Source organism: Acinetobacter sp. MB5, assembly GCF_003261585.1.
Lineage (GTDB): Bacteria > Pseudomonadota > Gammaproteobacteria > Pseudomonadales > Moraxellaceae > Acinetobacter.
This window is the reverse complement of record NZ_POVU01000003.1, coordinates 42,161-63,991: the sequence shown is the minus strand read 5'-3', so window position 1 is coordinate 63,991 and position 21,831 is coordinate 42,161. Positions and strand designations below refer to the sequence as shown.

Below are 21,831 nucleotides of genomic sequence, written 5' to 3'. Positions count from 1 at the left end.
TCACTTTTAATAAGCATTGAATGGAAATATCGTCATTTATTAAATGAATAATGGGTGGTATTTTTTAAAAGTTTGATTAGAATCCAATCAATCCGAATCAAAAATGGGAGAAACATTGCAGTTTGCGATGTTTTTAACACACAAACTAGCCTGAGGAACATGCTCAATGCAAATCGGAATTCCTATGGAGACAGTTGCTGGAGAGAGTCGAGTTGCTGCGACCCCTGAAACTGTAAAGAAGTTGGTTGGCGCTGGTCATAGCGTAGTGATTGAAAAAGATGCTGGTGTTCAAGCCGCATATTTGAATGATGCTTATACGCAGGTTGGCGCGACAATAGCTGACGATGCCTATCAGGGCAGCCAGATTATTTTAAAAGTTCGTGCACCCCAAGGGGATGAAATCAGCAAGATTTCTGCGAACACAACCGTAATTGCAATGTTTGACCCGTATCGCAATACGGAACTTGAACAGTTTGCTACCCAACAAATTTCGGCATTTGCATTGGAGTTGTTGCCTCGAACCTTGTCTCGTGCGCAAAACATGGATGTCTTGTCCTCTCAGGCAAACTTGTCAGGTTACAAATCGGTTTTACTTGCTGCAAATGAATACCAGCGCATGTTTCCAATGCTTATGACCGCCGCGGGTACAGTAAAACCTGCACGTGTTGTGGTGATGGGTGTAGGCGTGGCAGGTTTGCAAGCGATTGCAACGGCTAAACGTTTAGGTGCAGTGGTTGAAGCAACCGATTTACGTCCTACTGCCAAAGATCAGGTTGAATCTTTAGGTGGTAAATGGCTTGACGTGCCAATGTCTGAAGAAGAGCAACAGCGTGCTGCTGACGCTGCAAAAAATGGCTATGGCTGGACACCAGGTGAGCAATACATTAAAGATCAGGCTGCCATTGTGGATAAAGCGGTTGCTAATGCAGATATCGTCATTACCACTGCGCTTTTGCCGGGTCGTAATGCGCCACGTCTTATCAAGGCGGAAACCGTTGCCAAAATGAAAGCAGGTTCTGTGATTTTGGACATGGCGGTAGAAACGGGTGGCAATGTTGAAGGCTCGAAAGTGAATGAAACGGTAACGACTGCAAATGGCGTGAAGATTTTGGGTGTGCCGAATATCCCTGCCACGGTTGCGACCGAAGCTTCGGCACTCTATGCCCGTAACGTTTTTAATTTCCTTGAAACACTTTTTGATAAAGACAAGAACTTCTTGATTAATCAGGAAGATGAAATTCAAAAAGCCTTATTGGTTACTCATGGCGGCACACTGCTGTTCAAGCGCGGTTAAGGGGAATTCTCATGGTTGAAACCATTACGATTTTTGTGTTGGCGATTTTTGTCGGTTACTACGTGGTTTGGGGGGTAACACCTGCTTTGCATACGCCGTTGATGGCGGTGACCAATGCTTTGTCATCGATCATTGTGGTTGGTGCAATGTTGCAAACTGTTGGTATGCCTGCACTGGGTATTGAAGCCAATGTGCAATTCCAAAGCATTAACGTGGTCAGTGTGCTCGGTGCAATTGCGGTGTTTCTTGCCAGTATTAATATTTTTGGTGGCTTCGCGGTGACTGCGCGTATGCTGGAAATGTTTAAACCAAAGCAAAAAAATAAAGAGGGTAGCTAAATGGAATTTATTCGAGCGAATGCGGATTGGTTCTACCTCATCGGCGCAGTTCTCTTTATTTTGACGCTACGTGGTTTGTCTAGTCCGAAAACTGCGATTAAGGGTAACCGTTACGGCATGATCGCGATGGCAATCGCGGTATTAAGTACCTTTTTCGTTGCAGATCATCCTGTGGTTTGGATGATTGGAGGTGCAATGGTGTTGGGTGCGATTGTGGGGATTGCCCGTGCACGTACCGTTCCAATGACGCAAATGCCTGAAACCGTTGCTTTAATGCACTCTTTGGTAGGTTTATCTGCGGTGTTAATTGCAGTTGCAGCCATCTTGCATAACAACCAACTTTCCGTTTTATTTGAACAAAATGAGGCTGCACTGACCACGGCAGGTGTTCAGCATGCACACATGAGCAAAGTTCACCTGTTTGAATTGTTTGTGGGTTGTTTTGTTGGTGCAATTACCTTTACAGCTTCAGTCTTTGCTTACGGCAAACTGGCTGCGAAAAAATGGGCAAAAACCATTGCAGGTGCTTGGGTGAAACCTGTACAGGCAACCTTGTTTGTTGCCATGTTGGTGTGCGGTTTCTATTTCTTTAGCACGGGTAGTATGCCAGCATTCTGGGCAATGACCGCACTCGCACTTGCACTCGGTTGGGTCTGGATTGCACCTGTGGGTGGTGGTGACATGCCAGTAGTGGTTTCACTTCTGAACTCATTCTCAGGTTGGGCGGCAGCAGGAATTGGTTTTACCCTTGAAAACAACATGCTGATCGTAGCAGGTTCGTTGGTCGGTTCATCCGGTGCGATTCTGTCTTACATTATGTGTAAAGCCATGAACCGTAACATCTTCAATGTCTTGTTTGGTGGTGCCATGGGGGGGGCTGCGGTTGCGGGTGCAAAAGCATCTGGTGAGCAAGTACAACGTAACTACCGTTCAGGTTCAGCAGATGATGCAGGCTTCCTGATGTCAAATGCAGACAGCGTTGTGATTGTGCCGGGTTATGGTATGGCGCAAGGTCGTGCACAGAATGCGGTAAAAGAACTGGCAAACTTGCTTAAGGAAGAAGGCGTTAAAGTCCGTTTCGCAATTCACCCTGTGGCAGGTCGTATGCCAGGTCACATGAACGTACTTTTGGCTGAAGCAGATGTTCCGTATGAAGACATCTTGGAAATGGACGAGATTAACTCGGACTTCCCAGCAACAGATGTGGTACTGGTGATTGGTGCAAATGACGTGGTTAACCCAGCAGCAAAAGATGATCCAGGTTCACCGATCTATGGCATGCCAATCTTGGAAGCACATAAAGCACGGACTATTATGGTCATCAAACGCTCTATGGCAACAGGTTATGCAGGTCTGGACAACGACTTGTTCTATAACGAAAAAACCATGATGGTGTTTGGAGATGCGAAAAAAGTGGTAGAGGATATGGCTAAAGCCATAAATGGGACAGGCCACTAATCTCAAGCGTTTTACTTTTAAAAAAGCCACCTTCGGGTGGTTTTTTATTTGGCAAAATTTAGGATCAAATTTATTCAGTTAAACCTAATTATTCGTCTATTTATTGCGTGTTTCTAATCGTCTTGGATGTTCTATTGTTTTTGAAAATCAAGAATTGATGGAAATCTTTTTGGTTGCCTAATGTGAACAAAAAATAATCAAAATTAATTGGGAAAGTTGTCAAAATAGTTGTTTAGTATAACGGATATTTAACTGTAGTTTGGTCGGCGGGCTTGGTGTGCTCCCGCAGAGGTATATGTTCAGTGCACCGATCAGTCATAGAGGTGAATTATGTTATTTATAGTCAAATGGAATATTCGCCCAGAAAATCGTAATGCCGCAATAGAGCGTTTTTTGAAGACTGGAGGAAAAGCGCCTGATGGCGTAAAAATGCTAGGGAGATGGCATGCTGTAGCACAGCTATCTGGTGTTGCTGTTATTGAAGCAAGTGATGCAGAGTTGATACAGCAATGGGTGATGGAGTGGAATGATCTTCTTTGTATGGAAGCCTTTCCTGCCTTAACTGATGAACAAATCGGTCCACTGATGGCGGTTGCAATCGAAAAACTAGAAAGCACACTCAGTGGAGCAATCTAAAATAAACTTTCCATCATTTTGTAGCTTCAAGATGGATGGTAATCAAAGTGGTTGGGAGCTATCTAAAAAAGGAGATAGCTCCAATAAATAAAAATGTGATGGTAAGTTTTGATATTGATAAATTATTTACTTTTACTAAATTTAAATCTTAAATAATTGTATTTTTTATATTTTTAAATAATTTATTTAATTTTCATGAGTCTTAATTAACTCATTGCTTTTACTTTTATTTTTATAGATCTGGCATGAATGTAACAAGATTTGAAAATCTTTATTGAGAAAGATTATTAATAAGTTTAATATTTGCAAATAATTTTACATTGATACTTTTTAGATTTTATGAATAAACCTCTCTTGTTTGTGCCAAGCAGTTTGGCTTTGGCACTCATGGCTGTAATGCAGCCCGCTTTTGCTGATGAAAATGTGCTCCCAACCATTACTGTTGCTGCAAATAAGACCGTAAAAGACAGTTATGTGGCAACTACGACACAGAGTTTAAAGTCTGAACAGCCGCTGTTTAAAACTGCAAAATCGGTTTCTGTGGTGACACGTGAACAGATTGAAGAAAAGCAAGCCATGAACTTGACCGATGCAATTCAAGGAGTATCAGGTGTAATCTCTGCACCACTGGGTCGTCGTGGTTCAGATGATTTTATTATTCGTGGTCAATTGTCTTCCGATGCAATTTATGTCGATGGTTTACGTCAGGCACAAGCTTCTGATTCTGCAAGTAACATTACAGGTCTAGAACGTATTGAAGTGGTGAAAGGGCCAGATTCGATGGACTTTGGACAAACCGCACCAGGGGGAATCGTCAATCTGGTGACGAAACGTCCCGTTCAGGACAATTTTAATCAGGTCGATTTGCGCTATGGTAGCAATAACTTGCGTCAGATAGGTTTTGATACCAATCATACTATTGAAGGTTCAGATAAAGCTGCATGGCGTTTAAATGCGACCTATTCTGATCAGGATGATCCAACAGATTATGTCTATTTTAAAAACTTTTATATTTCGCCTTCTTATAATTTTGATCTAGGTGAGCAGACTGATTTGTCAGTGATTGCAAGCTATAGTCATAAGGAATATGTGCGTCAGCAGGGCTTGCCTGTATATGGCAGTATTTTGCCGAATAGTAATGGTGAAGTAGATCGTCACTTATTTATTGGTGAGCCGAGTGTAGATCCTTATATTTCAGATGTTTATCGAGTTGGTTATAACTTTAAACATGAGTTTGATAATGGTTGGACATTTAAACAGAACTTTGCCGTACAAAAATCACGTTTAGATGGTCAGGCGGTCTTTATTAGTAAATCGACTGCAACTAGCAGCACCATTACTCGTCAAGGGCGTGATCAGCATTATGATGACCTGAATGTGAGTATCGACAACAATATCTCGAATACTTTTGAGATTGCAGGTATGCAGCATCATATTATGCTTGGCTTAGATGCAATGCATGATACCCGTGATATATGGAACTACAATTGTACCGTTAGCGCTTTAAATATTTACTCGCCAAGTTATACCAGTAAAGATTGGTGTGCGACCAAAACCTTGCGTAGTGATAGTGTTGAAACGACACTGAAAACGATGGGCTTGTATTTTAGAGACAAGGTTGATGTTACTGATCGTTTTAATGTGAATTTAGGTTTGCGTCATGACTGGGCTTCAGTCGATGCAAAAAGCCACTATGATGGTTCTAAGGACAGTAAAGATAGCCAAGCATTTTCAGGTAGTATCGCTGGACTTTATACCTTTAATGACTGGGTTTCGCCTTATGTGAGTTATTCAACATCGTTCCTGCCTGTGACTGATGTTGATGTTAATGGCAATGTCTTTGATCCTGAAAAAGCCAAACAATATGAAGTAGGCTTTAAATTCCAAGCATTGGATCAGCGTTTACAAGCAAGTTTGGCATGGTTTGATCTCACTCGTTTCAATGTGGTATCTGCTGATGCTGATGGGAATAACTACCAGACAGGCGAGGAAAATACCCAAGGGATCGAAACTGAATTGACTGCGCGCGTGTTACCAAGTTGGGTGGTCAGTGTCAATTATACCTATTTGCCGACTGCACGTATCGTAGATAATGAGATTACGAGTTATATTGGTAAACGCTTAAACAATGTCTCAAAACAAATGTTTAACTTGTCTACCCGTTATGAATTTAACCAAGGTGTATTAAATGGTTGGTTTATTGGTGGTGGTGTGCGTAGTGAGTCGAAGAAAAGCAGTTATAAATATAACTATACTGTGCATGGTTACGCAGTGTTTGATGCGGAAGTGGGCTATAAAGCACGTAACTGGCAAGCAAGTGTCAATGCTAAAAATATTTTCAACACTGAGTACTATGCAGGTGGGGTAAGTAACTATGTAGTCGCATTGGGTGATGAACGTCAGGTTAACTTAAATCTGCGCTTTAAATTCTAATTTTTATTTTGTGCGTAAAAAAGCGACTCATTTGAGTCGCTTTTTTTTATTTTTATGCTACTGACGCATCTGGAGTGCGCCATAAGCTTTCTAAATCATAGAATTTGCGTGCTGTTGGTAGCATCACATGTACTACAACATAACCGAGATCGATTAAGATCCACTCAGCATCACGTTCACCTTCGATACCGATTGGGCGAAAGCCTGCTTTACGCGCTTCTTCTGCGACATTGTCTGCAAGGGCTTTTACGTGGCGAGTTGATGTGCCGCTAGCAATCACAATCGCATCTGCGACGTTGCTGATGCTGCTGACATCAAGTTCAATAATATCTTTGGCTTTTACATCTTGAAGGGCATTACGAATGGCATTCAAGCAAGCGCTCACATCTTGAGTTTGTGTATCTACCACAGAGTGGTTGTGAGAATTAGAAGCGCCGGGCGATGGTTCTAAATTCATAAGAGGTATGTTTGTCCTGACAATTACTCACTGTGAACTATAGCCTTTTTGCGCCTAAAATTCAAATTTTGCAGCGAAATGCTCAGGATATATTTGCAAAAAATTGTGTTTTCCACGCAAAGCTTTGTTCTGAGTGATTGCTCGGTTTGTATTCAGCCGCAATATAGCCTTGATAATTGCTGTGTTTGAGCCAATGGAAAATCTGTTCATATGCCATGTCACCTGTATTGGGCTCATGGCGGTTTGGGCAATCGGCAAATTGAATATGCCCAATTTGAGCAATATTCTCTTGTAAGCCTTCAAGGACATCTTCACCCATCATTGCCATGTGGTAGCAGTCATATTGCATTTTGAGCGCAGGGTTATTCACTACATCCATCATGTCTTGAGCTTGGGCAATATTTTGAATCAGAAAGCGTGGCATATCTGTGCCGTTGACCATCTCAAATACAGGCTGAATGTGATAATCCGTCAAGATGTGAGCAGCAAGTTTCAGATTTTTCGATAGAATTTCTAAACAGGGTAATAAATCAGCATCAAGGGGCTGTTTACCTGCCAAAATGTTGACACTTGGAACATTCAGTAATGTTGCATAGCGAACAGCATGCTGTACGGCATGGTAAAATTCGCGTTCACGCCCAGGGATACCTGCCAAGCCGTTTCCACCTTGCATGAGGTCACCGACAGGTGCATTAATTAGGCAGAGTGAGAGTTGATGCTGTTCAAGTTGTTGTCGAATCTGTTCAATACTGAGTTCATAAGGAAACTGAATTTCCACATGATCAAAACCATGTTTCCGAGCCAGTGCAAAACGCTCAATCAGTGGGACTTCAGTGAAAATCATGGACAAGTTGACGGCAAGTTTATTCATGTTTTATTCCTCCGCCGTAGCAGGTTGTTTTACCTGCTCAATAATCGTTGATAAATCCTGTTCAGCATAACCCTGTTGCTGGTGGTTTTTCAGTTGTTGTAATGCACGCTCTGCAACTGGAATATCTAAATGGTATTGCTGTGCTAAAGACACGGCATTTTGTAGGTCTTTACTGAGGGTTTGTACTTTCCATTGTACAGGTTGATACTGGGCAGTTGCCATACGTGGCGCTAAAATTTGAAAGGGCTTGGAGTCGGCAAAACCATTGGCTAAGGCAGGCGCGAGAAGTCGAGTATCCACGCCAGCGTGTTCTGCCAGTGCAACGGCCTCGGCAATCAGTGTGCTATTTGCTGCGACAATCAGTTGGTTACAGATTTTGGTGGCTTGACCTGTTCCAACATTACCCATGCGTGTGACCCGTTGTGAAAGCGCTGCATAAAGCGGTTGGAGTCGCGTAATGATCTCAGCATCGCCACCTGCAAAAATTACTAAGCTGCCTTGTTCTGCGCCTGCGGTTCCGCCTGAAACAGGCGAGTCAATCCAAATGATCTGCTGTTCGGCTGCAAGTTTTGCCAGTTCAAGGGTTTTATTGACTGATAGGCTAGAGAAATCCACCATGATTTGACCCGCTTGCAAATACGGTTGAATCTGTTCAAAGACATGTTCAACCGCAGTATCATCGGCAAGGCAAACCAAAATCACAGGATAATCTGCAATGTGCTGCAAGTTAAGTTGGCTTGCACCTTGTTCGATTAAAGGCAGACAGGCGGCAGGACTGCGATTCCAGACAGCGACTTCAAAATCTGCTGCCAATAGTCGGCTTGCCATGCGGCTACCCATTAAGCCCATTCCCAGAAATGCGATTTTTTGTGGACATCCAGTCATTGTTTATTCTCTATATTGAATCTTGAAATTGTCGTTTGAGGTAGACAGTTTCGGGTGCTTTGTCTTTGAGCCGAGCAAGTCGACTATTTTTACCAAGAATTAGCTTGAGTTGCCAAATTTTTTCACTGCGTAAAGCCGTTTTTAGCGGTTGATGCAGCATGCTGTTGAGTACAGATTTGGCTGCCATGACAGCATCGGGTGAGCGAGTCGCGATTTCTTCTGCTAGAGCTTGTGCACGTTGCAATGGTGATTCATCAAGATGACTGACTAACCCAATTTGTTTGGCGTAGGGAGCATCAAAAATTCGAGCGCTAAAGGTCAGTTCTTTGGCGAGGTCAATACTGACTAACCCTTTAAGAGACTGGGTAAGTCCCATGTCGGGTACTAGACCCCAACGGCTTTCCATAATTGAAAACTGGGTATTTGGATGGCTAATGCGGATATCTGCGGCCAAAGCCAGTTGCATGCCTGCACCAAAGCAATAGCCTTCCAGTGCGGCAATCACAGGAACGGGAAGTTGCTGCCAGACCAAAAATGCTTTTTGAAACAAACTTTGCTGGGGTTTAACCAGTTCCCATAAGGCGAAAGCTCGTTGTTTGGGAGAGTTTAAATCGCTCAGGTCAATGCCTGCGCTAAAGACCTGTGCTTCACCTGTCAAAATCACAGCACGAACGTGGCGATCGCGACGCAAGCGCTGTGCTGTCTCATAAAGTTCTTTCAGCAAGGCAAAGCTCATGGCATTGCGTTTATCTGGACGGTTGAGATAGACGGTGACGATATTATTGCTGTTTTCAATGCGTAGTAAAGACATGTTGAGCTTCATCCTGAGGTCAATATCTACCGAGTGTAACAGAGCTAGTCACTCGGCAGATTGACACGTCAGTCACTTATGCAAAATGCTTTGTGCGGCATGCTCAGTTTGGCTAATGACCAAGGTGAGTTCATCGAAGTGTTTGAGTACATCTTGAATGAAAGCATCATCTGCAACACGGCGCTCTTTACGCAAAATAGAGACAAATTGCTCAAACTCACCCGAGACTTGCTGAAGTTTAGGTGCGCCCACATAACGCGTTGCACCATAGAGTCTGTGTAGCACGTGTTCGAGTTGAGGAAAATCCTCCAGCTCAATCAATTGTTGCATTTCATTTAGCTCAGTCTTAAAGCTATCCACCAGCATTTGCAACAGATCGAGCGCTAAATCTTCTTTGTTGGCAGCAAGTTGCAAACTTTGTTGCCAATCTAAAATTTCAGGATCAAGGGTCTCAATCGCTGAATTTTGTGCAGGCTTGTTGGTATTTTCAGTAAATTGCTGTTTGGTGTATTGGGTTAAGATCTGGATGAGCTGTTCAATCTGAATCGGTTTTGAAACATAGTCATCCATACCCACCGCAAGCAGTTTTTGTTTTTCATCCGCAAGCGCATGTGCGGTCAAAGCAATGATCGGGAAGCGCACATTTTCAAGTGTAGATTCCAAAGAGCGAATGGCGCGCGTGGTATCAATTCCAGACATCACAGGCATTTGAATATCCATAAAGATTAAATCAAATGGCTTTTGCTTTTTGTCTAAACGCTGCTGAATCAGGTTGAGTGCATCTTGCCCGCTCAGTGCTTTGGTGGTGGTGACATTCAGTTCACCGAGTAAGGCTTCAAGCACAATCAGGTTCGGTAAATGGTCGTCGACTGCCAAGACATGTAAACCTTGACCATCGAAAGATTCTTTATCTTCTTCTTCAAAATTGATTTGATTGCTCAATAGCTGAATCAGGGCACTACGACTGAGGGGTTGATAGAGCGGGGTTGCACGAGATTCGCTTAAAATATTCGGCTCAAGCGACATCTGGTAGCCATAAACCGCTAAATGTCCCTGATAACGGGTGCGAATTTCCTTGAGAAGAGCATGTGTGTCTCCACCATGATCGACCACCACCCATGTATATTCATCGGTTGGTAAGTGATGCAAGCGGCTAAACAAATCTAGCAATGAGAATGCTTCGGTATGGTTGGCGTGATAATTTTCCAAATAATGACGGAAAATATTGGCTGTCGCAGGGTGTGATAAAAACGACACCACATGCACATGGCTAAAGTCGATGGTTGGCGAATCTTGCTCATCATCCACTTTAAACTTGGCCGTAAACCAGAAAGTCGAGCCTTTTTCTGTCGGTGCACGTTCTTGGTTATCTTCAAAGCCGATTTGACCATGCATTAAATGCACAAGCTGTTTGGAAATCGCGAGACCTAAACCTGTACCACCAAATTGACGGGTCACTGAGGCATCGCCTTGTGAGAATGACTCAAACAGTTTTTTACGGTCATTGCCACTGACGCCAATGCCACTGTCTTGCACACTAAAGTGAATGGTGCATTCACCAAAGTCATCATGCTCCATCCGCGCACGCACAATAATTTCACCTTCTGGGGTGAACTTAATCGCGTTGGAAATCAGGTTGGTTAAAATCTGTTTGAAACGTAATACATCACCGATGACTTCTTGTGGTAAATCATTGGCAAAGTAAAACGCAATATTAATGTTTTTTTGAGATGCTAGGGGGGAGAGCATGTCCATGACATCGAACATGGCATCTTCAAGCTCAAAAGGTGCAGTTTCGAGTTCGAGTTTTCCTGCATCAATTTTAGAAAAATCGAGAACGTCATTAATCAGTGCGAGCAGATGAGCAGAAGATTTACGAATAGTTTGTAAATACAAATTCTGATCATTACTCAGATTGTTTTGACGCAGCATTAAATGGATAAAGCCATCAATACTGTTGAGCGGTGTACGCAGTTCATGGCTGATATTGGCCAAAAAGACCGATTTTGACTGGTTGGCTGAAACTGCTTGGTCACGTGCCTGACGATAGGTAATGTTCTGCACTTCAAGTGTGTCAAGAGTACGACGTAAGTCATCTTCAGTTTGTTCTGTATGGTCGCGCAGCTCTAAAAAACTGTAATGCAAACGTTTAAGCGTATTTGAAAGATCTTTTTGTAAATAACGCAATTCACCGCTACTGTTGACTGCAACCAATTGGTCAAGATTGTCAGCATTTAAACGCTGTAACAGCATGCGCATTTCATACAGTGGTGCAATCCAGCGCCGTGAATAGAAATTTAGACACATCATTAGTAATAATAATGTGATAAATACCGTAATTAACAGGACGGTAATCACCCGATAATGGGCAATCTCTAAAGGCTTGTTATCGAGTTCAATGACTAGCCAAGCAGGTTTTGCGCCTGTCGGGGAAACCTTGGCTGCATAAATCGTATTGTGATGAAAATGAATTGGCCCGATAAACGTGCTGTTGGTATTTATTTTTGGCCATTGGAGTTGAGGTTGGTAGCCAATACTCAGTAAGACTGTTCCATCGGCTTGTAAGAGTGCAGCGCGTTGTAAATAAGGCTCATTGAGCATGCGCATGAGGATATTGCGCGCTTTAGGTTGTAGTTTGGGTTCTTTTTCAACGGTATATGCTAAAAGCTCAGCTGTTTTTTGATAGCGGGATAAAATCGCAATCGCAACATGGCGTTGTTGGCTGCGAGCAGAAGCTGAAGTTTCTTGAATGACTAAGATACTGCCAACTGCAGCAATAATGGCAATTGGAATAAAAATAAGTGCAACCAACTGTCCATATGCATGGTTGAGTTGTAGCCGTTGTAATAAAGATTTTTTCAGTTTTGCCATACCAATATGATTTTTTCCCCAACTTTCGCATATTAGCACGCTTTCTTAAGTGAGTTATGGCTTTCATGATTTTCAGAAAAAATAGCGAAATGGGTGCAGTAAACTGGTTTTTTTCATACAATATGCCCACCTCGATCAAGGTGCATATCATGAGTAATTACAATCCAGACTTTTTCGCAGATGAATTCTTGTTAGATCATTATGTTGGCAAAACCCCATTGGTTCGTTTACAGCGTTTAGCCTGTCATACCAACGCCACGGTACTTGCGAAATTGGAAGGTAATAACCCAGCAGGTTCGGTTAAAGATCGTCCTGCGTACAATATGATTATGCAGGCTGAAAAACGCGGGCAAATCAAACCAGGCGATACCCTGATTGAAGCGACCAGTGGTAATACAGGGATTGCCTTGGCAATGGTGGCTGCGATGCGTGGCTACAAAATGAAGCTGATCATGCCAAATAACATGAGCCAAGAACGTAAAGATGCAATGTCGGCTTATGGTGCTGAACTCATCGAAGTGACGCAGCAGCAAGGCATGGAAGGCGCGCGTGATTTGGCAATGCAGATGCAGCAAGAGGGTAAAGGTCTGGTGCTCAACCAGTTTGGTAACCTAGATAATCCTGAAGCGCATTACCTCACCACTGGCCCAGAAATCTGGCAACAAACTGCTGGAAAAATCACGCATTTTGTCAGTGCGATGGGCACGACAGGCACGATTATGGGTGTGTCTAAATATTTAAAAGAACAAAATCCAGAGATTCAAATTGTCGGTTTGCAACCTGAAGAAGGTTCCAGCATTGCAGGGATTCGTCGCTGGCCGAAAGAATATCTACCTACAATTTTTGATGCTTCACGTATTGACCGCATTATTGATATTCCACAGATTGAAGCGGAAAAAACCATGCGTAAATTGGCGCGTGTTGAAGGTATTAGTGCAGGAACTTCATCGGGCGGCGCTGTATGGGCATCGTTAAAGATTGCCGAAGAACAACCTGATGCCGTGATTGTCTGCATTATCTGTGACCGTGGTGACCGTTACCTGTCTACAGGCTTATTTTCCGTAGATGATCAAGAATAGAGAGATGGCATGCGCTTACCCGTTTTAGTATTCGATATTGAAACCATTACCGATTTAAATGCGGGAGCGCATTTGTATCAGTTGCAGGATTTGTCACAAGATGACTTGCAACAGGCTTTAAATAAATTGCGTCGTCAGGAACATGGTACGGATTTTCAGCGGATTCCATTGCATGAAATCGTGTGTATTTCAGGTTTGTGGATTGATGAAAAAGGCTTGAAACTGTTTTCATTTAGCCGTGAGCATGATTCTGAAGCAACCATATTGCAAAAGTTTCTCTCGATTTTTGAAAAGCGCCATCCTGTTTTGGTGAGTTGGAATGGTTCGCAGTTTGATTTACCTGTGATTTTGTTCCGCGCCATGTATCACGGTCTGTCAGCGCCTGCCTTGTTTGATCAAGGGGAAATCGACAGTCAAAAGCGCTTTAACAACTATCAAAACCGCTACCATCATCAACATGTCGATCTGATGGATGTGATGGCGATGTTTAATGGACGTAATTTCCAGAAACTGGATGATATTGCCCAGTTGCTCGGTTTTCCAGGTAAACGTCAAGGCGCGGGTTATTTGGTGCCTGAACAGATTCGTCAGCAGGCATGGGCTGAATTGACCCAGTATTGCGAAGGCGATGTATTAAATACATGGTTGATTTACTTGCGCTGGATGCTGCTCAAAGGGCAGCTTTTAGCAGAAGATCACCGTCAGTTGATTGATAATACCATTCAGTATTTGACGACCCAACCTCAGCAGCAAGACTTTTTGGCACAGTGGCAGAAAACTGCTCAATACACGCCATTTAGTTCTCATTTTTTCCCAGTTCAAGATTAGGTTTTTGTTTTTGAAACAGCACGCCCAAACTCGCAGCGCTTCTTCGGAAGTTTACACTTTTCATGTGGAATCGTTATCGCACGAGGGACGAGGGATTGCCCATTATGATGTGCAACGAGGACATCCCGCACACAAGCATGGCAAGAAGGTCTTTATTCAGTTTGCTTTGCCGAATGAACAGGTCAAGGCAAAAATTACGCATCAGGTGAAACGCTTAGAAGAAGCCGATACGCTTGAGTTGTTATCAGAACCGTCTGAACATCGTATTCAGCCGATGTGCCCGCATTTTCAGCATTGTGGTGGCTGTAATTTGCAGCACATGCATCCCGATGAGCAGATTCGTTTCAAGCAACAGGTGTTGGCATCACATTTACAACACTTTGCGGGGATTGAACCCGAAGTTTGGCTTGAACCAATTCGTTCACAACGCAGTGACTATCGTCGCCGTGCGCGGATCGGGGTGCGTTATATTCCAAAAAAACAGCAATTGGTGATGGGATTTCGAGAGCGTCAAAGCAATCGCTTAATTGATATTCAGCATTGTCCTGTGCTTGATCAAAAACTCGACCAATCTTTACCTGAATTGAAAAAATTACTCCAAAGTCTAAAAGGCAAAGCGGATATTGGTCATATAGAATTGGCAATGGGAGATGATGAAGTTGCATTATTGTTACGTCATACCAAAGCTTTAATTCAACCAGATGTTCAAAAACTTTTAGATTTTGCGCAAAAAAATCATTGGCAGTTGTATCTGCAACCTGAAGGAACGGACAGTATTCATCGGGTCGATGCCAAGCAGCCAATGCGGTTGCACTATCGTTTAGAGGCTTTTGATGTCGATTTTGCGTTTGCCCCGTCAGATTTTACACAAGTAAATGCCACGGTAAACGCACAAATGGTAGAATTGGCATGTGAATTGCTTGAGTTGCAGCAAGGTGAGCGCGTGCTGGATTTATTTTGTGGTCTAGGAAACTTTTCTTTACCACTGGCACGTTGTGTAGGTCAGAGTGGACAAGTGGTTGCTGTGGAAGGCAGTGATGACATGGTTCAGCGTGGTACAGAAAACGCATTGCATAATGGGCTTATGCAATTAAGTTTTTATTCACATGATTTAACAAAAGATTTTTCACAACAAACTTGGGCAAAACAAGGATTTGATGCATTATTGATTGATCCTCCGCGTTCGGGGGCAGAGCAAGTTATGCATTATATTTCTAACTTTAATGCGAAACGCATTGTTTATGTCTCTTGTAATCCTGCCACGCTTGCCCGTGATGCTGCTATTCTTATACAACAGGGATACCAGCTGAAAAAAGCAGGCGTCATGGATATGTTTACTCATACAGGTCATGTCGAGTCGATTACCTTGTTTGAGAAAATAGAATTGATGAACGACGATAATGAATGACACGATAATAGGAGATAGGTATGGTCACAGTACGTGAGCAGTTACCTGAACGACTCACTCAGTTGTCAGAAGAAACGACTGTCGAACATGCCCTACAAGCGCAAAACGATTTAGCAGATTGGCTTGAGCGCGTACGCCACCATTTGGATGGGGCGAAATTGACCACATTGGAAGAGGTCGCAAGGCTAACGCTACAAAAAGAATTAGAAACTACGGTAAATCACCGCAGTAATACCTTTGCCACTGGTATTGGTATGGCAAACATTTTGGCGCATTTGCATGTCGATGAAAATACATTAATCGCCGCGTTGCTCTATCGAAGTGTGCGTGAAGGTGTCACCACACTGGACGAAGTTCAGCAACGTTATGGTGAAGGTGTCCTCAGTCTGGTCAAGGGCACGTTGTCGATGGGTAAGTTATCTGAGCTGATTGAAAAGAACAAGCGCTTAGAAGACCACTTTAATAATAACCAACGCGAGCATCTGACAGGCATTTATAAAATGCTGATTTCGGTCACGGAGGATGTGCGCGTCGTTCTGATTAAACTTGCAGAACGTACTTACGAACTGCGTGAACTGGCAAAATCACCAAAAGAACGTCAGGAACGGGTTGCCCGCGAGATTTTAACCATTTACTCACCGCTGGCGCATCGTTTAGGCATTGCTCAGCTCAAGTGGGAACTGGAAGATTTGGCATTTCGCTTTTTGGCGCCAGATCGTTATAAAGAAATCGCGACATTACTCAATGAAAAGCGCTTGGAGCGTGAGCAGTATATTCAGTCAGTCATCAATCAGCTCAAGACTGAGCTGGCGAATGACGGGATTGATGCGGAAATTACAGGTCGGGTGAAACATATTTATTCGATCTACCGTAAAATGAAGAGTAAGAACCTCAGCTTTGACCAGTTATACGATATTCGTGCACTACGGGTATTGGTGAAAGATGTGCCTGAGTGTTATCACGTGCTCGGGATTGTTCATCAGATTTGGCGGCATATCCCGCATCAGTTCGATGACTATATTACCAATCCGAAAGCCAATGGTTATCGCTCTTTGCATACCGCAGTGATTGCAGAAAACAAATCACTCGAAGTACAAATTCGTACGCATGAAATGCACAACGAAGCCGAGTTAGGTGTTTGTTCGCATTTTAACTACAAAGAAGGGTCGAAAAATACCGACTTCTCGTTCAATCATCGTTTGCATTCGTTACGTGCGGTACTTGAGCATTATCAGGAACGTAACGAAACCAGTGCGCATCCCAAAGATGAAGATGATTTTGACAAGTTACAAGACTTTGATGACTTTGAAAAAATCTATGTCTTTAGCCGAGATGGTGACATTAAAGAGTTACCACGTGGTTCAACCGTTTTAGACTTTGCCTACCATGTGCATACCCAAGTGGGGAACCACTGCTATGCCGCACGCGTCAATCAGCGTTATGTACCTTTAACCTATGCCTTGAAAACAGGTGAACAGGTTGAGATCTTAACCAAGAAAGACCGTGAGCCAAACCGTGACTGGTTGGTAAGTTCTCTAGGTTATATTAAAACCTCACGTGCACGTGACAAGTTGCGCCATTGGTTTAGACAGCAAGATCGTAGCAAGAACTTGGAAGTTGGGCGTGAGCTACTCACCAAAGAGTTGCAACGTCTGGCGATTCATCCAAAAAGTATTGATCTAAATGACTATTGTGGTCATTTTAATGTCAAATCAGGTGATGACATTCTGATTGGTCTGGTGAGTGGTGATATTAGCTTGCATGCCCTGATGAATCAGGTCAATCGTCACATGAAACTGGATCAGGATGAGCCTGAACTGGTTTTAAAACCTGCGCTGAATCCACGTGCGAGTCATACTTTATCGGCGCATGGAATTCTGATTGATGGTCTGGACAATGTAGAACTGCATATTGCTCAGTGCTGTCAGCCTGTACATGGCGAGCCAATTGGTGGCTATATCACGCTGAATCGTGGTGTGAGTATTCACAAGCTACAATGCCCAGACTATGTGCGTATGATTCTTCAAGAGCCTGAACGTGCTGTTGAAGCGGATTGGGAATTACAACCAACACGTGGTCAGAGTGTCCAGATTGTGATTGAGGCGTATGACCGTCGTGGCTTGTTGCGTGACTTAACGCAAGTCATTTTTTCGGATCAAATCAATATTCGCCAAGTGAATACCATTTCTGAAGCAGATGGTATTGCAAATATGAAATTATTGATTGAAGTCAAAGGTTTGGCGCAGTTATCACGCTTGCTCGCCCGTCTTGAGCAACAACCAGGAATTATTAGTGCACGCCGTTTGGTGCAAGGTAATTAAGTCTGATTTTGAGTAGAAAAGCCAACCTCGATGTTGGCTTTTTTCTTGCTGAAATTTTATGTTTGGGGAAATACATGCCAATTGAGCAGCTATTAAATGTTATGCAGCAACTGCGTGAGCAGTGCCCGTGGGATAAAGCACAAACACCTCAAAGCTTGACTCGCTATGCAATTGAAGAAGCTTATGAAGTTGAGGATGCAATTCGTCAGGGAAATCTTGCTGAAATTCGCAATGAGCTTGGGGATTTGCTTTTACAGGTGGTGTTCCAGTCACAAATGTATGCGGAGCAGCAGGCATTTAACTTTAACGATGTAGTGCAGGCGATTACCGAAAAACTGATTCGCCGCCATCCACATGTGTTTCAGTCTGAACAATATGCCAATTTAACCCCTGAACAGGTTTCTGAACTTTGGCAACACATTAAGCAACAAGAAAAACAAGGCCAAGTCCGCTCTTATTTGAGTGATATTAAGCATGGCCCAGCCATATCGCAGGCTGAACAGATTCAAAAACAGGCCGCCAAAATTGGCTTTGACTTTGTGACGACTGAAGATGCTATGGCAAAAGTTCATGAAGAAATTGCTGAACTAGAACATGCGATACAACAACAAAATCCCGATGAAATACAGGCTGAATTTGGGGATTGTTTATTCTCTTTAATTAATGTTGGTCGTAAACTAGAACTCTCGGGAGAAACTGCTTTACTCTCAACAATTCATAAATTTAGAACACGATTTGCATTTATAGAAGATCAGGCTCGGCAGCAAGGTCGTTTAGTCGAGGACATGAGCCTTGCCGAAATGGATCAACTATGGGAGCAAGCAAAACAACAAACATCATCATGAGTTAAAAAATGATTAAAACTTTCAGTGCATTACTATTGAGTTTAGGATTCGTATGTTCAGTATCGGCAAATAACAATACACAAAATTATGATCAACGTTATGCACAGTGGAAACAACAGCAACAGGCGCAGTACCCCCAAAGTACTGCTTCCACTGTACATAATGCGCAACAAGTAAGTCTCAATCAGGCATCTGCCAGTGAACTCAGTAATAAACTGAAAGGAATTGGAGAAAAGAAAGCACAAGCAATTGTGGAATATCGACAGAAAAATGGCGGGTTTAAAAGCATTAATGAATTAAAAAATGTGAAAGGAATTGGTGATAAGCTACTAGAGAAAAACCGTTCAAATTTGGTGTTGTAGTTGCTGAAAAAATCTACAGATTCAATGGGGAATTCGCATTTGCTTGAACGAAGAATCAAATTGCCCTTTATTGGTCTATGCTCTATGATTAGCAACGATTGAAAATATTAACTCCAGACGTAGGAGAAAGCGTCTTTTGCATACCTTACGCGCGTCAAAATATGGTTTATCCATCAAACAATTACCTTCTTCCATAGTAGAAGTTATTGATGCTCTCACCAAAGCAGGTTATCAGGCATATATCGTCGGTGGCGGGGTTCGAGACTTAATGCTCGGACTGCATCCGAAGGATTTTGATGCTGTAACCAACGCTACGCCAGCGCAGGTTAAAGAGGTGTTTGGGCGTCGTTGTCGAATTATTGGGCGGCGTTTTGAGCTGGCTCATGTTTATATTGGCCGTGACCTGATTGAAGTTGCGACCTTTCGTGCGCCTCCAAAAAAAGCAGTGACCAGTGCACAGGGCATGATTTTACGTGACAACAATTGGGGAACAATCGAGCAGGATTTTGCTCGCCGTGATTTCTCAATTAATGCAATGTACTATCAACCACGCCAAGGTGTGATTTTAGATTTTTGCAATGCAATTGATGATGTAAAGAGTAAAACCTTGCGTTTGCTTGGTGATCCAAAGACCCGTTTTGAAGAAGATCCTGTACGCATGCTGCGTACATTACGATTTGCTGCCAAGCTGAATTTTAGTATTGCACCAGAAATTTTAGACGTGTTTACGCCTGAGATGACGCAACTGTTACGCGATATCTCTCCGCATCGTCTTTATGATGAGTCTCAGAAACTCTTTACCATGGGGCATTTGCAACATGTATTGTCGTTACTGATTGATTTTGGTGTGTGGAAACAATTGTTTGCTGAGCTTCGTCCAGAAGTGACCAAATTTATTGCGCTTGCTGCCCGAAATACCGATCAACGTATTCAAATTGGTAAAACCATCAACCCTGCATTTTTCTATGCAGTATTGCTCTGGAATAACTTCTTGGAACGTACAGATTTTTATGCTGCAAAAGGTGTAGTTGCTGCTGAAGCACGCGCTCAAGCAGGCTTAGATGTACTGAAACGTCAGTCAACACGGACCATTATTCCACGTTTTGCTGAAACCTTTATTCGTGAAGTTTGGGAAATGCAAACCCGTTTGTTGAACCCGAAACCTCAGCAAATTGAAACATTGGCAGGACATGCGCGTTTCCGTGCGGGCTTTGACTTCTTACTTTTACGTGAAAAGTCTGGTGATGGAAATACGCAAGGTATGGGGCAGTGGTGGGAAGTCTATCAGGACATGACCACTGACGAAAAAGAAGTTACGATTGCGCAATATAATCGTCAAAGGGCAAAAACTCGCCGTGCCAACAATAAAGTACGTGCGGAAGAAGTTGAAGCTGACACAACAAGTAGTATGGCACCATTGGTGACAGAAGCTCCAAGTCGCAGTCGTCGTTCACGTCAAAAATCGTCTGTACCTGTGACTTCATCTGCTGTTGCATTAAGTGCACAGAGTGGTGACAGCATTGATGCCAATCACCCGATTTTAAAACGTAAACGTGTACAACGTGATTTAAGCCAAGTGATTTTCGGGCCAACACAATGACAGTAAAAAGTTATATTGGCTTAGGGAGTAACTTGGGTGATTCGCTGCAAATTCTGCAAGAAGCTGTGACTAAGCTTACAACATTGGGTGAGGTACGAGTATCTCAGCTATACAGTACACCCCCGATGGGTCCACAAGACCAACCCGATTATTTAAATGCAGTTGCTGAATTAAATACTGATTTAGCGCCTTTAGCATTGCTTGATCAATTACAACAGTTTGAACATGAAGCAGGTCGAGTCCGTTTACGCCGTTGGGGTGAACGTACTCTAGATTTGGACTTGCTGTTATATGGTCAAGAAAAAATTCAACATGAACGCCTCACTGTACCGCATGTGGGGGTGTTATTGCGTGATTTTGTGGTGATCCCACTATTAGACTTAGATGTAGAGTTAACAGTTGATTCTCAGCCACTTAAACAACTCGAACTTGTTCAGTCATCAGGACTAACCCCGATGCTCGGCAATGATTGGGTTCAGGTGTCTCCTCAGAATCAACGTCAGGATGAACAAGAGGACGCTGATGATTAGTCTCCATGATTTACGACAACTGAAAGCACAAGGGAAACGGTTTTCTTGTCTGACTTGCTATGATGCAAGTATGGCAAAAGCGATGGAAGTCGCTAAAATCGATAGTATTTTGATTGGTGATTCCTTGGGAATGACCATTCAAGGGCACGATTCAACTTTACCTGTGACAGTTGCGGATATGGCATATCATACAGCGGCAGTACGCCGTGCCAATCAGCATGCCTTTATCATGACTGACCTGCCATTTATGAGCTATGCAACCTTAAATGATGCCTTGCAAAATGCCCGTACCGTGATGCAGGCAGGTGCGCAAATGGTCAAAATTGAAGGTGGTGCTTGGCTTGCGGACACCGTTAGAAATTTAACCCGCAATGGTATTCCTGTGTGTATGCATTTAGGGTTAACACCTCAATCCGTACATGTCTTTGGTGGCTATAAATTACAAGCCAGAACTCGTGATGCTGCCGATCAGCTTATTGAAGATTGCCAAGCTTTGGTAGATGCAGGTGCAGCAATGTTACTGCTTGAATGTGTTCCTGCACAGTTGGGTAAAGAAGTCACAGAACTGTTCCCGCACATTCCTGTAATCGGAATTGGTGCTGGAAATGACACAGATGGCCAAGTACTTGTTGTACAAGACATGTTAGGATTAACTTTTGGGAAAGTTGCCAAATTTGTACGTAACTTTATGGCAGAACAATCGGGTGCAAATGCCATCGTTGATGCTTTAAAAGCATATCATGATGCCGTACTCGATCAGAGTTTCCCAAGTATCGAATATACTTTCCAAGTTGAGTTGTAATC

The 21,831-nt window shown here is 43.1% G+C and carries 19 protein-coding genes; 14 read left to right on the top strand and 5 right to left on the bottom strand.

All coding sequences use genetic code 11. The features are described 5' to 3' along the window. The first annotated feature begins 166 nt into the window (after nt 1–166). From C1A47_RS05440 to C1A47_RS05420, 5 genes are all read left to right on the top strand, one after another. Entirely contained in the window at nt 167–1,294 is a 1,128-nt protein-coding gene (locus C1A47_RS05440; RefSeq protein ID WP_111893199.1) for a Re/Si-specific NAD(P)(+) transhydrogenase subunit alpha, read from the top strand. A gap of 11 nt (nt 1,295–1,305) precedes the next feature. Further along, nucleotides 1,306–1,632, top strand: a complete 327-nt coding sequence (locus C1A47_RS05435; RefSeq protein WP_111893197.1) for a proton-translocating transhydrogenase family protein — start codon at nt 1,306–1,308, stop codon at nt 1,630–1,632. Next, on the top strand, nt 1,633–3,090 hold the full coding sequence (locus C1A47_RS05430) for an NAD(P)(+) transhydrogenase (Re/Si-specific) subunit beta (protein ID WP_111893195.1): 1,458 nt from the start codon (nt 1,633–1,635) through the stop codon (nt 3,088–3,090). A 330-nt stretch (nt 3,091–3,420) separates the two neighbouring features. Next, a complete protein-coding gene (locus C1A47_RS05425; protein WP_111893193.1) occupies nt 3,421–3,726 on the top strand; it encodes a DUF3303 domain-containing protein in 306 nt (101 codons plus the stop codon). 339 nt (nt 3,727–4,065) lie between these two features. After that, a complete protein-coding gene (locus tag C1A47_RS05420) occupies nt 4,066–6,159 on the top strand; it encodes a TonB-dependent siderophore receptor (RefSeq protein WP_111893191.1) in 2,094 nt (697 codons plus the stop codon). A gap of 52 nt (nt 6,160–6,211) precedes the next feature. Here C1A47_RS05420 and rsfS read toward each other — a convergent pair whose 3' ends face one another. From rsfS to C1A47_RS05395, 5 genes are all read right to left on the bottom strand, one after another. Next, nucleotides 6,212–6,616 carry a ribosome silencing factor gene (gene rsfS / locus C1A47_RS05415; protein WP_111893189.1) on the bottom strand — a complete coding sequence of 135 codons (405 nt, stop codon included), beginning with the start codon at nt 6,614–6,616 and terminating at the stop codon, nt 6,212–6,214. A gap of 82 nt (nt 6,617–6,698) precedes the next feature. Further along, entirely contained in the window at nt 6,699–7,487 is a 789-nt protein-coding gene (locus C1A47_RS05410; protein WP_111893187.1) for a hydroxypyruvate isomerase family protein, read from the bottom strand. A 3-nt stretch (nt 7,488–7,490) separates the two neighbouring features. Further along, nucleotides 7,491–8,372, bottom strand: a complete 882-nt coding sequence (locus C1A47_RS05405) for an NAD(P)-dependent oxidoreductase (protein WP_111893185.1) — start codon at nt 8,370–8,372, stop codon at nt 7,491–7,493. A gap of 10 nt (nt 8,373–8,382) precedes the next feature. Next, nucleotides 8,383–9,183, bottom strand: a complete 801-nt coding sequence (locus C1A47_RS05400; RefSeq protein ID WP_111893183.1) for a crotonase/enoyl-CoA hydratase family protein — start codon at nt 9,181–9,183, stop codon at nt 8,383–8,385. Between the two features lie 72 nt (nt 9,184–9,255). Then, on the bottom strand, nt 9,256–12,054 hold the full coding sequence (locus tag C1A47_RS05395; protein ID WP_111893181.1) for an ATP-binding protein: 2,799 nt from the start codon (nt 12,052–12,054) through the stop codon (nt 9,256–9,258). Between the two features lie 149 nt (nt 12,055–12,203). Between C1A47_RS05395 and cysM the strand changes: the two genes are divergently transcribed. The 9 genes from cysM (at nt 12,204) to panB (ending at nt 21,829) form a co-directional block, all read left to right on the top strand. Beyond that, complete coding sequence (gene cysM / locus C1A47_RS05390) at nt 12,204–13,133, top strand: cysteine synthase CysM (protein WP_205669580.1); 930 nt, start codon at nt 12,204–12,206, stop codon at nt 13,131–13,133. Nucleotides 13,134–13,142: 9 nt separating this feature from the next. Next, nucleotides 13,143–13,961 carry a 3'-5' exonuclease gene (locus C1A47_RS05385; protein ID WP_111893179.1) on the top strand — a complete coding sequence of 273 codons (819 nt, stop codon included), beginning with the start codon at nt 13,143–13,145 and terminating at the stop codon, nt 13,959–13,961. A 10-nt stretch (nt 13,962–13,971) separates the two neighbouring features. Then, nucleotides 13,972–15,369, top strand: a complete 1,398-nt coding sequence (rlmD, locus tag C1A47_RS05380; RefSeq protein ID WP_111893177.1) for a 23S rRNA (uracil(1939)-C(5))-methyltransferase RlmD — start codon at nt 13,972–13,974, stop codon at nt 15,367–15,369. Between the two features lie 20 nt (nt 15,370–15,389). Continuing rightward, nucleotides 15,390–17,690, top strand: coding sequence for a RelA/SpoT family protein (locus C1A47_RS05375; protein WP_111893175.1), 2,301 nt, complete (start codon nt 15,390–15,392; stop codon nt 17,688–17,690). A gap of 74 nt (nt 17,691–17,764) precedes the next feature. Next, nucleotides 17,765–18,535, top strand: a complete 771-nt coding sequence (mazG, locus tag C1A47_RS05370; protein WP_111893174.1) for a nucleoside triphosphate pyrophosphohydrolase — start codon at nt 17,765–17,767, stop codon at nt 18,533–18,535. Between the two features lie 8 nt (nt 18,536–18,543). Then, a complete protein-coding gene (locus C1A47_RS05365; protein WP_111893173.1) occupies nt 18,544–18,897 on the top strand; it encodes a ComEA family DNA-binding protein in 354 nt (117 codons plus the stop codon). A gap of 136 nt (nt 18,898–19,033) precedes the next feature. Next, nucleotides 19,034–20,497, top strand: coding sequence for a polynucleotide adenylyltransferase PcnB (gene pcnB / locus C1A47_RS05360; RefSeq protein WP_111893172.1), 1,464 nt, complete (start codon nt 19,034–19,036; stop codon nt 20,495–20,497). Next, nucleotides 20,494–21,027 carry a 2-amino-4-hydroxy-6-hydroxymethyldihydropteridine diphosphokinase gene (folK, locus tag C1A47_RS05355; protein ID WP_111893171.1) on the top strand — a complete coding sequence of 178 codons (534 nt, stop codon included), beginning with the start codon at nt 20,494–20,496 and terminating at the stop codon, nt 21,025–21,027. Before pcnB ends, folK begins: the two co-directional genes overlap by 4 nt. Continuing rightward, the gene (gene panB, locus C1A47_RS05350; protein ID WP_111893170.1) at nt 21,020–21,829 is read left to right on the top strand and encodes a 3-methyl-2-oxobutanoate hydroxymethyltransferase; all 810 of its coding nucleotides are present in this window, start codon (nt 21,020–21,022) and stop codon (nt 21,827–21,829) included. Before folK ends, panB begins: the two co-directional genes overlap by 8 nt. Nucleotides 21,830–21,831 lie beyond the last annotated feature (2 nt).

What these genes read in the sequence shown, in the direction of transcription:
- C1A47_RS05440 (WP_111893199.1), top strand. Translation starts at nt 167, where the DNA reads ATGCAAATCGGAATTCCTATGGAGACAGTTGCTGGAGAGAGTCGAGTT.
- C1A47_RS05435 (WP_111893197.1), top strand. Translation starts at nt 1,306, where the DNA reads ATGGTTGAAACCATTACGATTTTTGTGTTGGCGATTTTTGTCGGTTAC.
- C1A47_RS05430 (WP_111893195.1), top strand. Translation starts at nt 1,633, where the DNA reads ATGGAATTTATTCGAGCGAATGCGGATTGGTTCTACCTCATCGGCGCA.
- C1A47_RS05425 (WP_111893193.1), top strand. Translation starts at nt 3,421, where the DNA reads ATGTTATTTATAGTCAAATGGAATATTCGCCCAGAAAATCGTAATGCC.
- C1A47_RS05420 (WP_111893191.1), top strand. Translation starts at nt 4,066, where the DNA reads ATGAATAAACCTCTCTTGTTTGTGCCAAGCAGTTTGGCTTTGGCACTC.
- rsfS (WP_111893189.1), bottom strand. Translation starts at nt 6,616, where the DNA reads ATGAATTTAGAACCATCGCCCGGCGCTTCTAATTCTCACAACCACTCT.
- C1A47_RS05410 (WP_111893187.1), bottom strand. Translation starts at nt 7,487, where the DNA reads ATGAATAAACTTGCCGTCAACTTGTCCATGATTTTCACTGAAGTCCCA.
- C1A47_RS05405 (WP_111893185.1), bottom strand. Translation starts at nt 8,372, where the DNA reads ATGACTGGATGTCCACAAAAAATCGCATTTCTGGGAATGGGCTTAATG.
- C1A47_RS05400 (WP_111893183.1), bottom strand. Translation starts at nt 9,183, where the DNA reads ATGTCTTTACTACGCATTGAAAACAGCAATAATATCGTCACCGTCTAT.
- C1A47_RS05395 (WP_111893181.1), bottom strand. Translation starts at nt 12,054, where the DNA reads ATGGCAAAACTGAAAAAATCTTTATTACAACGGCTACAACTCAACCAT.
- cysM (WP_205669580.1), top strand. Translation starts at nt 12,204, where the DNA reads ATGAGTAATTACAATCCAGACTTTTTCGCAGATGAATTCTTGTTAGAT.
- C1A47_RS05385 (WP_111893179.1), top strand. Translation starts at nt 13,143, where the DNA reads ATGCGCTTACCCGTTTTAGTATTCGATATTGAAACCATTACCGATTTA.
- C1A47_RS05375 (WP_111893175.1), top strand. Translation starts at nt 15,390, where the DNA reads ATGGTCACAGTACGTGAGCAGTTACCTGAACGACTCACTCAGTTGTCA.
- mazG (WP_111893174.1), top strand. Translation starts at nt 17,765, where the DNA reads ATGCCAATTGAGCAGCTATTAAATGTTATGCAGCAACTGCGTGAGCAG.
- C1A47_RS05365 (WP_111893173.1), top strand. Translation starts at nt 18,544, where the DNA reads ATGATTAAAACTTTCAGTGCATTACTATTGAGTTTAGGATTCGTATGT.
- folK (WP_111893171.1), top strand. Translation starts at nt 20,494, where the DNA reads ATGACAGTAAAAAGTTATATTGGCTTAGGGAGTAACTTGGGTGATTCG.
- panB (WP_111893170.1), top strand. Translation starts at nt 21,020, where the DNA reads ATGATTAGTCTCCATGATTTACGACAACTGAAAGCACAAGGGAAACGG.